Origin of the sequence: Sporolactobacillus kofuensis (assembly GCF_024125425.1) — a bacterium.
Classification (GTDB): Bacteria; Bacillota; Bacilli; order Bacillales; family Sporolactobacillaceae; genus Sporolactobacillus; species Sporolactobacillus kofuensis.
In genome coordinates this window covers 58982-71573 of the sequence record NZ_JAMXWN010000011.1, presented here as the reverse complement: position 1 = coordinate 71573, position 12592 = coordinate 58982, and the positions used below count along the sequence as shown (strand labels likewise).

Genomic DNA, 12592 nt, shown 5'->3' with positions numbered 1-12592 from the left:
TCGTTTAATTTCCTTTCTTAATGTCTCTGTGCGCTACATTCGTCGGAAAGTCTGCAGAAAGTTTGTTGGCAATCCATTCTGCCAATGCGACCGACCTGTGCTGCCCACCTGTGCATCCAATAGCAATGACCAGTTGCCCCTTACCTTCGCGTTTATATTGAGGAATCATAAATTGGAGCAGATCCATCAATTTTTTAAGAAATTGCTGCGTTTCAGGCCATTGTAACACATAATCCGCTACATCTTTATCTAGTCCGGTGCGCTCACGCATGTGCTTTATATAATATGGATTCGGCAGAAAACGGACATCAAAAACGAGATCAGCATCGATTGGCAGACCACGCTTAAACCCGAAAGAGAGCAGGTTGACACGGAACGTCTCACGCTCACTCGCAAATTTTTTGACGATTTGGTCACGCAACTGTCTTGGCGTCATATCCGTTGTATCAATGTAAAAACCTGCGAGTCCTTTCACTGCTTCAAGTTTCTGACGTTCTTCCCGGATACCTTCAATCGGCCTGCTTTGAGGCGACAAAGGGTGCGATCGCCGTGTTTCCTTATAGCGGTGCACCAATGTTTCATCCTTCGCATCAAGAAACAAAATTTTCGGTCGAATTCTTTCAGATTTGCTGAATGCATCCAATGATGTAAAGAGCGAATCAAAGAAGGTTCCACCACGAAGATCCATGACCAATGCAAGTTTATTCAATTTTTCCGAATCCGAATCTTCGATCAGGTCAATAAATTTAGGAAGCAATGTAGGCGGCAAGTTATCGATGCAGAAGTAACCCAAGTCCTCAAATATTCGGGTTGCAACTGTTTTTCCAGCTCCCGACATTCCAGTTATGATCACTACTTGAATATCCTTCATCATGCATCCGTCCCTCACCGGTCATTTTTTCATTGAATTTGACAACTGATTCGTCAAATTCTAGATCACTTCATGAATAGTATACTCGAAATAAAAACAATCAGGAAGTGCAAAACAACAGGGATAAGGAGACCGTGCATCATAATTGTCGCTAATGATGCGTTCCCTCAGTTGGTCATCTATGTACAAAAAAAAGACAGCACAGCTTCTGCCTGTGCTGTCAAAGATGTCCTATATAAAAAGGGGGGTCAAATTCATTATTATCTTATCTCTTTTTCATTGCACCCAGATTACATGAAGATTAAACACATGTGAAAAAACAGAGTACATTGCGAAAAAAGGCTCGTTACTTATGTCACATGTCGAATTTAATCACATCACTAATTATTTTACCGTTGAAGCATCTTTCATTTTTTCCACATATTTTTGTGCATTTTCTGCTGCGATGCTGCCGTCACCGGTAGCAGTTACGATCTGACGCAGTTCTTTCTCCCGTACATCTCCGGCAGCAAATATGCCTGGGATACTTGTTTCCATTTTTTCATTCGTAACGATATATCCTTGGTCATCAACAATGCCAAGATCTTTGACTGCAGCGGTGAGTGGATTCATGCCGACATAAATAAATACACCATCCACAGGGAAGTCAGATTCTTCGCCGGTGTTCTTATTTACAAGCGTTAGGCTGGAGACTTTGCCATCCTTGCCATTAATCTTTGTACAGGTTGTATCCCATATGAAATCCACTTTTTCGTTATTAAATGCACGATTCTGCAGAATCTTTTGTGCGCGCAATTGATCGCGTCGATGAATAATCGTGACCTTTGATGCAAAGCGTGTCAAATACGTACCTTCTTCGACTGCAGAGTCACCGCCGCCGATGACGGCCAACTTCTTTTCTTTGAAAAAGGCACCATCACAAACCGCACAATAGGAAACACCACGACCAGCAAATTCCTTCTCGCCTGGTACACCAAGCTTACGATACTCCGCACCGGTAGTCACAATCACTGTCGTTGCTTTATACTGTTTGCTGCCGCAATCAATGGTCTTATAGTCCGGACCATCCACAATTTGCTTAATGTCTCCATAGGCATATTCCGCACCAAATTTCTTCGCATGTTCAAACATCTTATTTGATAAATCTGGTCCAAGAATTGATTCAAAGCCCGGATAATTCTCAACTGCTTCTGTGTTTGCCATTTGTCCACCGGGAATACCCCGTTCAATCATCAGCACAGACATATTCGCTCTCGCTGCATAGACAGCTGCAGTCATACCTGATGGGCCCGCCCCTGCAATAATCACATCATAAATTTTTTCTTGTTCTGCCACCTGGAATCCATTCCTTCCTTAGCGATTTTACAAATCTTTTTTATTAGAATTATTATTATCTAGTCATCTGTATCTCTATGCTAAAGAATGCGGCATATAAAGTCCAGAAAATTGCTCATGTCTCAAAACCCGCTCACTCGGAGTAGTCTTCCCATTGTTTCTCAAGGACTGCGGACAATTCTTGAATATGCTTGCGTAATCGATAGAGTGTGGTGCCCGCTTGAGAAGCGATCGCCTTTTGTGCAACCGGTTCGCCAAATTCCTTTTTCCATAAATAGATCAAAGCAGCTGCCCAACCCCTGACATCCGTCTCCCCAGACTGCGTAATCGTGTCAACAATTGACCAGAAACTGTAGAGTTCCGGATGTTTCATCGCTTCCTTTGGACCACCTGCTAATGATTCGACCTCCCGCATAATCTGAAGACCCTGATCAGATTTATCTGTTGCCCATTCTTGAAGCATTCGAAGCGCAATACGAATCATTTCCGTATTGGTGCCACTCTTTGTTATATCCTGTAATAGTGTTCGATAATGGTGTTGTGAAGCATAGAAAAGTGAAAAGATTTGATATGCTTTCATATCTTCCCACATTTCTTTATTAATTAATTCTTTCACCATAAAATTATCCGCTGCACCAGGTTCATACAACATATCCTGAATCTTACTGTATTTAAATGGGTGGAAAGGCTTATCACTGAAATAGTTTACCTGTTTCCAGCACTGTTTTGCCATCTTCACATCACCGCAATGATACGCGGATAGCGCCATCCAAAATTGAAAGACCTGATCCTGATGAGCGCCGCGCCTCTGGGCAATACGCAACCAGTGATAAGCCTTCTGGTAATCCCCGATAAAGAGGTATGTTGACCCGAGTTTCCCGCAATGTTCCGCATAGAACGGATAGATCAGATCCAGTCGTTCAACAACAGATTGCAGCTGTTCACGATCATTCAACTGATCATAGAATGTGGCTAAATTGCACAGTGTGTGAATATTGCCCGGATCTTTTTCAAGCACCCGATTTGCTATGTTCAGAGCTCGATCCGTCTCCTCCATAGAGAAGTAAGCAATAGACAGATTATTCTGCGCGGCTAAGAAATCAGGCTCGTCTTCAATGACCTGTTTAAAAAAATGAACAGCCTCCTCGAAATGACCGTGCTCCAGGGCCAATCGTCCACGCTCATGCACAGTAATGTATTCCGAATCCTCTTCTTCAAATTCCTTCATTTCCGAATGGAGCATTTGAAATAATTCCTGAGCTTCACGCTTATACACTCCATTTGGTTCAAGTGTGAGGTATGTCTGAATTTCATTAATTGCTTCTTCAAATTCACCAAGATATGCATAATTATTCGCCATAAAGAAATAACAATCCGTTAATTTCGAGTCTAATTCATAAACGACTTTCTTGAGCAAACGAATAGAAGATTCGTATTCTTCTAGCTCAGATAAAATTTCCGCCTGTTGGCAGAGATAGTCAACTTCATTCGGTTTGAACTTGATCGCTCGATCTATATATTTGCTTGCACGCTCAAGATCCCCCGACTGAAAATAGTGCATCCCCTTCTGATAAAAAAAGTCGCCGTCACAATGAAAATCGATGATATGCGCTTTTTTTGTCCGATTACTCTCCTCCATAAAATCCTTAATCCCCCGTACAACTTTTTAATTATCCTTGAATTAGTATATCATAATTGTCGTGCTCAATCGCCATAACCAGCATGTTCCATGCAGTCCATTTGCACTTCTCCCCATATGACATGCTTCATGCTCAACGATCGGTTGTGTTTAATTTCCGTACCCATCGATTCAGCACACAAACGACCGCCCATGAACCCATGAACGGTCGTTTTAATCAATGATGTGATGGGGATTACTATTATAAGGCAACATCAGCAGTGCGGACAATACCCAACAGGTCATGCATGTTATTAAGCAGATAATCAGGATTTAACTGTTCAAGCATGGCTCTGCCTTTTAACGACCAGCCAACAGCAGCAGTACGTACATGGGCCCGCTCACCAGCTAAAATATCTGCGGGACTATCACCAACCATAAGTGTTGAATCGGTCATCGCGGAAAGGGCATGCATCGCCTTTTCCACCGGTTCCGGATTCGGCTTCAATTGATGCACATCATCACTGGTGACCACTGTTTCAAAGAAGTTCCCCATTTGAGTCACATGGAGTCCTCTTTCCACCATATCTCTGCGTTTTGTGGACACAACACCAAGCTTGCATCCCTCTGCCTTCAGCTGTTCTAGGGTTTCCCGAACCCGAGGAAATTCCCGGACCAGTTGATCATGATGGCGACTGTTGTGCTCCCGGTATACATCAACCATTTCATCTCTCAATGCGGGACTGACACTGTCAAAGCTCTTTTCAAGCGACTCGCCAATAAAAGGGATGAGATCATCTCTCGTATATTTTCCTGGAAAATAACGGTCCAACGTGTACTGAAAAGACGTTAAAATCAGGTTATTCGTATCAATTAGCGTGCCATCTAAATCAAATAATACCGTATGAATCAAAATAAGATCCTCCTTTTCAATTCTGATCACGAGTTACTACATGAATGGAAAATCACCGCAAAGAGTGGACAAACTGCGGTGATTTCAATGTGAGCAACATGTTATTCGCCGTAATACGGCCGTTTCTTTTGAACAAAGCGCCAATACACAAATAATCCGATACCAAGTATGATCAAAAGTACAGAAAGCCACTGGGAAACACGAAGCGGTCCGAGCATCAGACTGTCTGTACGCAAACCTTCAATGTAGCAACGCCCAATGGCATACCACACCATGTAGGAAAGAAACAGTTCGCCCCTCTGTAACTTTACGAATCTCCTTGCCAGTAAAAGCAAGATGAACCCGACACTATTCCAAACAGACTCATAAAGAAAAGTCGGAATATAGTACGTACCGTTGATATACATTTGATTCACGATAAACGTCGGCAGGTGCATCTGTTCCAGCGCTGCACGTGTGGTTGGTCCACCATGTGCTTCTTGGTTAATAAAATTGCCCCAACGTCCAATCGCTTGCCCCAGAATAACACTCGGCGCGGCCACATCGGCGACTTTCCAAAAAGAGAGATGTCGGATGCGACAATAAATAACCGTTGTCAGAACAGCACCGATCAATGCGCCATAAATGGCGATGCCACCATTCCAGATCGCAATAATTTGATCCGGATGTTTTGAGTAGTAGCTCCATTCGAATGCAACATAATAAATGCGCGCACAGATGACAGCAATTGGCGCAGCATACAAAATGAGATCTGTAAACGTATCGGCAGGAAGTTTTAGACGCTTACCCTCGCGCATGGCAAGTAATAAACCAAGAAGCGCTCCAGACGCAATAATAATTCCATACCAATAAATATGAAGCGGACCGACTTGAAAGGCGACCCGATCAATCGGTTCGAAGTTTTGAACCATCAAATACTCACCCCTAATTCAATGACTTGTTCTGTTTAGCGATCATGCAGCGAATCGTTTAGTCGATCGGCAAACTGCTGTGCTGCATGATAACCCATATTTTTCAGACGATAGTTCATCGCTGCCACCTCAATGATCACAGCCAAGTTTCGGCCCGGACGAACCGGCAAGACAAGGCGCGGCACTTCTGTATCAATCAGCTTGGTCTTCTCTTCATCGAGACCTAACCGGTCATAGACTTTACTCTGATCCCATAATTCAAGATGAATGACCAAAGAGACTGTTTTATAATTCCGAACAGCACCTGCACCAAACAGCGTCATAACATTAATGATACCAAGCCCGCGAATTTCCAGCAAATGTTGAATCAATTCAGGAGCGCTGCCCACGAGTTCGGATTCACCTTCCTGGCGAATTTCGACAGAATCATCAGCGACGAGACGATGCCCGCGTTTGACCAGTTCAAGCGCTGTTTCACTCTTACCAACACCACTGTCACCGGTAATCAGAACGCCAACTCCATAGACATCAACCAGTACCCCATGCACTGCTGTCATCGGCGCCAAACGGGACTCTAAATAATTCGTAATCATACTGCTCAAACGGGTGGTTTGCATCTTCGATTGAAGGACAGGTACATGCCGTTTGTTCGATGAAATAATAAATTCCTCCGGCACCTCAATACCACGCGAAATCACAATACATGGTGTTTGTTCAGTACAAAGTTGAGAGGTGCGCTTATACCGTTCATCCATACTCAGTTCATTAAAGAAGGAAAGTTCGGTACGACCTAATAATTGAAGCCGTCTTCGTGGGTAATAGGTAAAATACCCTGCAATTTCCAATCCTGGCCGTGAAATATCACTAACAATAATTTCTCGATCCAGTCCTTCTTTGCCACTAACCAGTTTCAAATCAAAATGCTCGATTAATTCGCTCACACGTACTCTATTCATAGGAAGGTGTGCCACCGGAACCTGTCCGACTTCTTTCTTCATCACGCACCTTAAGAACAAGGCTGACCCGCGTTCCAAAAGCATAAAATCCGCCCGGCAAGGCGTACATACCTGAGGGAGAAAATCAGCCTCCATTTCTATCTATCATTGCAGCAACTTGTCAGTCTGCCGCTCCCTCAAGTTTTATCGATAAAATCAGGACGATTCACCTGATCAAAAATCACATTTTCTTCATTTTACCATATATTCTTTCCAATCATCTTTAAGGTAAGAGAAAACTTTTCTGCACAAATTCAGATCGTACGACATTTTTACATCGTTATGAAGCACTTCTTTTCTCATAAAAAAAACGACACGTTTACCCGTGTCGTAATGGCTTGATGATAAAGTTTTGAATGATCATTTGGCAAATCGCCATTATAATCGCCACAATGAGTGCACTTCCAAATCCGTCGAGTTGGAACGCCGGTCCCATGATCGCAGCAGTCAGGAGCAACATGAGTGCATTAATCACGAAGATAAAAAAGCCAAGCGTTATTACCGTTGCTGGCAAAGATAACAAAATAAGCACCGGTCGAATAAAAAGATTAAGCAACGACAAGATCAGACTCGCCGCAAAGGCAGCGCCAATTCCGGAAATCTGTACCATTGTGTGCAAATATCCGGCCAGTGTCATTAAAATGATCATATTAATGATAATGCTAAGCAAAGTCTTAGCAAACCAGTTTTTAAACAAACGCGTCACACTCTCTGTTCAGGAATAATGAAGTAAGCAATGAGATAACCTAGAATACACGGAAAGACGGCAGTAAATAAAGCAACCACGAGAAAGCCAAGTCTCACCAATGTCGGATCAATCGAAAAATATTCTCCGATCCCGCCAAGCACTCCACCAAGAAATCTGTTCTTTTCAGATCGATACAGTCTTTTCTGCAACGTGATCCCTCCTGCCTTTCTTATCTTATTCAACTATACCTTTTCATCATGCCTATTCACAAGCATATTTTCGATTTCACGGAGATCCAGATGCTGAATAAAACATCATTATTAAGCCTTTTCCGCAACTTGCTGCTGTTCTTGAAGGTGCTTGATCATCCGCTCACGGTCCCTCTCCAGAACCGGTTTGAGATACTTGCCTGTGTAAGATCCTTTCGTTTCCGCAACTTTTTCCGGTGTACCGGTGACGACAATTGTCCCTCCACCATTTCCGCCTTCCGGACCAAGATCAATCAAGTAATCGGCACATTTAATGACATCCAGATTATGCTCAATAATGAGCACACTGTCACCACTGTCAACGAGCGCTTGCAGGACAACGAGAAGTCGTGAAATATCATCCATATGCAATCCTGTTGTCGGTTCATCGAGAATATAAAGCGCACGACCTTTTGTTCTCCGATAGAGTTGTGATGCCAATTTAACTCGCTGTGCTTCACCACCAGAAAGCGTGGTCGCTGGCTGACCAAGACGGATATAGCCAAGACCAACATCAAACAAAGGTTCCAATCTGCGCTTGATGCGCGGTACATTTTTGAAGAATTCCAGACCTTCTTCCACCGTCATATCCAGAACATCGGCAATCGTCTTGCCCTTATACGTAACATCTAGTGTCTCACGATTATAGCGTTTGCCATGGCAGACTTCACACGGCACGTAAACATCAGGAAGAAAATGCATTTCAATTTTGATGATACCGTCACCGCTGCAGGCTTCACAGCGACCGCCTTTGACGTTAAAGCTAAAACGGCCCTTTTTATACCCCCGCACTTTCGCTTCATTCGTCTCAGCAAACACTTCACGAATCATGTCAAAGACACCTGTGTAGGTGGCCGGGTTGGAACGCGGTGTACGGCCAATCGGTGCTTGATCAATTTGAATGACACGATCCAATTCTTTAATGCCTTTAATTTGCTTGTATTGACCAGGAATATCGCGACGCCCATGCATTTTCTGGGCGAGTGCTTTGAAAAGCACTTCATTCACGAGTGTACTTTTCCCGGAACCTGATACGCCGGTGACCACCGTCATAACGCCGAGTGGGAAGCCGACTGTTACATTTTTTAAGTTATTTTCCTTTGCACCGACAATTTTAATCTCTCGTTTCGTTACCTTTCTACGTTTGGATGGAACAGGGATAAACTTGCGACCCGACAAATACTGGCCAGTTAATGACTGCTCATCGTGCATAATTTCTTCAGGGGTACCTTGTGCCGTTATTTGGCCACCATGTTCACCGGCACCCGGACCAACATCAATGATGTAATCCGACGCGAGCATCGTATCTTCATCATGTTCGACGACAATCAACGTGTTTCCCAGATCCCTCATGCCGAGCAAAGAATGAATCAGGCGATCGTTATCTCGTTGGTGTAGACCGATTGACGGCTCGTCCAATATGTAAAGCACACCCATTAATTGTGAACCGATTTGCGTTGCCAACCGAATACGCTGCGCCTCACCGCCTGAGAGTGTTCCAGCTGCACGACCGAGCGTTAAGTAATCCAGGCCCACATCAATTAAGAACTGAGTCCGTTGCCGAATCTCACGTAAAATCAATCGGGCAATGGTCTGCTCTTTCTCACTGAGGTCCAGATCATTAAAATAGTGAAGCATTTCCCGGATCGGCAACTCTGTCACTTCACTAATTTGTTTGCCGCCGATTTTCACCGCCAATGCCTCTGGACGCAAACGATGTCCATGGCATGTTGGGCATGGCTTCTGCATCATGTATTCCGACATCTGTTCCCGAATATAGTCCGAACTAGTCTCACGATATCTGCGGCCAATATTCGGGATAACCCCTTCATAATACATATCCTTATCACGGACATCACCAAACTCATTTTCATAGTGAAAATGAACACGCTCCGTACCCGAACCGTAGAGTATAAGGTTCAATTGGTCCTTAGGTAATTTGGAAACCGGCACGTTCATATCAACACCAAAGTGTGCACATGCTGCCTTCAATAACTGGGGATAATATTGGGAACTAGTCGGTTCCCAAGCGATAATCGCCCCTTCTTCCAAAGACTTGGATTGATCAGGAATAACCAGGTCAGGATCTACCTCCATACGGGATCCTAACCCGTCGCAATCCGGACAAGCACCAAACGGACTATTGAACGAGAAGAGTCGAGGTTCTAATTCGCCAATAGAGAATCCACAATAGGGACAAGAATGTTGTTCCGAAAAGAGAAGCTCCTCCCCATCAATCACGTCGACAACGACGCGTCCATCGGTTAATTTGGTCGCCGCCTCAAGAGAATCGGCTAACCTGCCTTCAATCCCCTGTTTCACGATAATACGGTCGATGACCACATCAATAGTATGCTTTTTATTTTTTTCGAGTTTTATCTCTTCGGCAACCTCATGCATTTCACCATCCACGCGTACACGAACATAGCCTTTTTTCTTCATCTCCTCGAGCACTTTTGCATGTGTGCCCTTTCTTCCGGTGATGATTGGGGCAAGAATCTGTAACTTCGTGCGTTCTGGAAAAACCATAATTCGGTCGACCATTTGTTCAATCGTTTGGGATGTAATTTCAATCCCGTGCGTTGGGCAATAAGGATGACCGATGCGTGCAAAAAGCAGACGCATATAATCATAAATCTCAGTAACTGTCCCTACGGTTGAGCGCGGGTTATGGCTCGTCGTCTTTTGATCAATAGATATGGCTGGTGATAGTCCCTCAATCGCATCAACATCAGGCTTGTTGGTTTGACCGAGAAATTGGCGGGCATAAGCGGACAGGGATTCAACATAGCGGCGTTGCCCTTCAGCATAAATCGTATCGAATGCCAGCGATGATTTCCCGGATCCGGACAAACCGGTCACAACAACCATTTTATCTCTGGGAATTGTTACATTGACGTTCTTCAAGTTATGTTCACGCGCGCCTTTAACCACAATATTTTCTAGTACCATCTATGCTTACCCCTCCGCCTTCAATTCAAAGAGTGCATCCCTCAACTCTGCTGCGCGCTCAAAGTCTAGCGATTTAGCGGCCTGCTTCATTTCTTTTTCAATACTGAGGATTGCTTTATTCCGTTGGCTCTTTGTCAATTTTTGCTTCTTCTTACCCGAACTACTCTGTTTCTCCACTTCATACGTCGCTTTGATTAATTCCGGGATCGCTTTCTTTATCGTCTGTGGTGTTATGTGATGTTCTTCATTAAATGCGGTTTGGATTTTACGGCGACGTGCCGTTTCATCCATCGCAAGACGCATCGAATCGGTAACGCGATCGGCATAAAGAATCACACGTCCTTCAGCATTTCTTGCTGCACGCCCAATCGTCTGAATCAGCGAACGTTCGGAACGAAGAAATCCTTCCTTATCAGCATCTAAGATTGCAACCAGTGAAACTTCCGGAATATCAAGACCTTCACGAAGCAAGTTAATCCCGACAAGGACGTCAAATTCACCACGCCTTAGATCACGAATGATTTCAATCCGATCTAGCGTTTTGACTTCCGAATGTAGGTAGTTGACCTTAATTCCCATACCTTTCAAATAGTCGGTGAGATTTTCCGCCATCTTTTTCGTCAGTGTGGTCACGAGCACGCGTTCATGCTTCTTAATACGGATGTTAATCTCATCATAGAGATCATCAATCTGACCTTTAATTGGCCGAACTTCTATTTGAGGATCAAGCAATCCCGTCGGACGAATAATCTGTTCCACAGGCTTTCCAGAATGCTCAAGTTCATAATCCGCAGGTGTCGCAGAAACATAGACAATCTGATTGATTCGTTCTTCGAATTCTTCAAACTTCAATGGCCGGTTATCTTTGGCCGATGGCAAGCGGAACCCATGATCAACAAGCACATTCTTACGCGCCTGGTCACCATTATACATTGCTCGAATCTGCGGAAGTGTAGCATGTGACTCATCGACCATGATCAGAAAATCCTTCGGAAAATAATCCATCAGAGTATAAGGAGATTCACCCGGTTGACGGAAGGTCAAGTGCCGAGAATAGTTCTCGATTCCTGAGCAGAAGCCGACTTCCTCCATCATTTCCAAATCATAGCGCGTCCGTTGTTCCAGTCTTTGTGCTTCTAGTAATTTTCCATTATCATTAAGGACCTTCAAACGCTCCTCTAACTCTTTCTGGATGTTCACAATCGCTCGTTTCATTTTCTCTTGCCCGGTGACGAAGTGCGATGCCGGGTAGATCGCGACATGATCCCGCTCTCCGACAATCTCACCGGTCATCGGATCCATTTCTGTCAGCCGTTCAATTTCATCACCGAAGAATTCCACTCGAATACAGTGATCGTCGCGAGAGGCGGGGAAAATTTCAACCACATCACCGCGTACACGGAATGTGCCGCGGGTAAAGTTAATATCATTTCGTGAATACTGAATGTCGACAAGCTGACGCAGCATTGCGTCTCGATCTTTCTCCATTCCTGGACGGAGCGAAAGAACGAGAGACTTGTATTCTTCCGGTGAACCCAAACCATAAATACAGGAGACACTGGCAACGATGATCACATCACGACGTTCAAAAAGCGAACTCGTCGCTGAGTGACGAAGCTTATCAATTTCATCATTGATACTTGAATCCTTCTCAATATAGGTATCCGTCTGCGGAATATACGCTTCCGGTTGATAATAATCGTAATAGCTAACAAAATACTCAACTGCATTATTTGGAAAAAATTCCTTAAACTCATTGTACAATTGTCCCGCCAACGTTTTATTGTGGGCAATAACTAATGTTGGCTTCTTCACTTGAGCGATTACATTCGACATCGTAAAGGTTTTGCCGGTACCGGTTGCGCCGAGCAACGTCTGATGTTTCGCTCCGTTTTCAATACCATGAACCAGTTCCCGAATTGCTTCCGGTTGGTCGCCTTGCGGTTTAAAATGGGACGCAAGCTGGAAATCCATCGTGCCGTCCTCCAATCCTTGATTTTGTACAGAAATGTATTTGTTTTACGCATTATTTGTCCAAAAAGTATAAAAATCTTTATTAAA

At 44.1% G+C, this 12592-nt stretch carries 10 protein-coding genes; all 10 read right to left on the bottom strand.

What is annotated here, in order from left to right; genetic code table 11:
• Positions 1-4: 4 nt before the first annotated feature.
• Entirely contained in the window at positions 5-871 is an 867-nt protein-coding gene (gene rapZ, locus NIE32_RS10125) for an RNase adapter RapZ (protein WP_253076811.1), read from the bottom strand.
• Positions 872-1255: 384 nt separating this feature from the next.
• Positions 1256-2206 (bottom strand): thioredoxin-disulfide reductase, encoded by a 951-nt coding sequence (trxB, locus tag NIE32_RS10120; RefSeq protein ID WP_354327313.1) that lies wholly within the window; start codon positions 2204-2206, stop codon positions 1256-1258.
• A 133-nt stretch (positions 2207-2339) separates the two neighbouring features.
• On the bottom strand, positions 2340-3845 hold the full coding sequence (locus tag NIE32_RS10115) for a tetratricopeptide repeat protein (protein WP_253076772.1): 1506 nt from the start codon (positions 3843-3845) through the stop codon (positions 2340-2342).
• Positions 3846-4086: 241 nt separating this feature from the next.
• Positions 4087-4740 carry a pyrophosphatase PpaX gene (ppaX, locus tag NIE32_RS10110; RefSeq protein ID WP_253076809.1) on the bottom strand — a complete coding sequence of 218 codons (654 nt, stop codon included), beginning with the start codon at positions 4738-4740 and terminating at the stop codon, positions 4087-4089.
• Positions 4741-4838: 98 nt separating this feature from the next.
• Positions 4839-5648 (bottom strand): prolipoprotein diacylglyceryl transferase, encoded by an 810-nt coding sequence (gene lgt, locus NIE32_RS10105; protein ID WP_253076771.1) that lies wholly within the window; start codon positions 5646-5648, stop codon positions 4839-4841.
• A gap of 35 nt (positions 5649-5683) precedes the next feature.
• Positions 5684-6604 carry an HPr(Ser) kinase/phosphatase gene (gene hprK, locus NIE32_RS10100; RefSeq protein ID WP_253076808.1) on the bottom strand — a complete coding sequence of 307 codons (921 nt, stop codon included), beginning with the start codon at positions 6602-6604 and terminating at the stop codon, positions 5684-5686.
• 358 nt (positions 6605-6962) lie between these two features.
• Complete coding sequence (locus tag NIE32_RS10095; protein ID WP_290443571.1) at positions 6963-7340, bottom strand: phage holin family protein; 378 nt, start codon at positions 7338-7340, stop codon at positions 6963-6965.
• Between the two features lie 5 nt (positions 7341-7345).
• A complete protein-coding gene (locus tag NIE32_RS10090) occupies positions 7346-7540 on the bottom strand; it encodes a PspC domain-containing protein (RefSeq protein WP_253076770.1) in 195 nt (64 codons plus the stop codon).
• Positions 7541-7651: 111 nt separating this feature from the next.
• The gene (uvrA, locus tag NIE32_RS10085; RefSeq protein WP_253076769.1) at positions 7652-10531 is read right to left on the bottom strand and encodes an excinuclease ABC subunit UvrA; all 2880 of its coding nucleotides are present in this window, start codon (positions 10529-10531) and stop codon (positions 7652-7654) included.
• Positions 10532-10537: 6 nt separating this feature from the next.
• Positions 10538-12505: an excinuclease ABC subunit UvrB gene (gene uvrB / locus NIE32_RS10080; protein WP_253076768.1), complete on the bottom strand. Its 1968-nt coding sequence runs from the start codon at positions 12503-12505 to the stop codon at positions 10538-10540.
• Positions 12506-12592 lie beyond the last annotated feature (87 nt).

Coding starts and splice junctions, on each gene's coding strand:
- lgt (WP_253076771.1), bottom strand. CDS start 5,648: ATGGTTCAAAACTTCGAACCGATTGATCGGGTCGCCTTTCAAGTCGGT.
- uvrB (WP_253076768.1), bottom strand. CDS start 12,505: ATGGATTTCCAGCTTGCGTCCCATTTTAAACCGCAAGGCGACCAACCG.
- rapZ (WP_253076811.1), bottom strand. CDS start 871: ATGAAGGATATTCAAGTAGTGATCATAACTGGAATGTCGGGAGCTGGA.
- hprK (WP_253076808.1), bottom strand. CDS start 6,604: ATGAATAGAGTACGTGTGAGCGAATTAATCGAGCATTTTGATTTGAAA.
- NIE32_RS10115 (WP_253076772.1), bottom strand. CDS start 3,845: ATGGAGGAGAGTAATCGGACAAAAAAAGCGCATATCATCGATTTTCAT.
- uvrA (WP_253076769.1), bottom strand. CDS start 10,531: ATGGTACTAGAAAATATTGTGGTTAAAGGCGCGCGTGAACATAACTTG.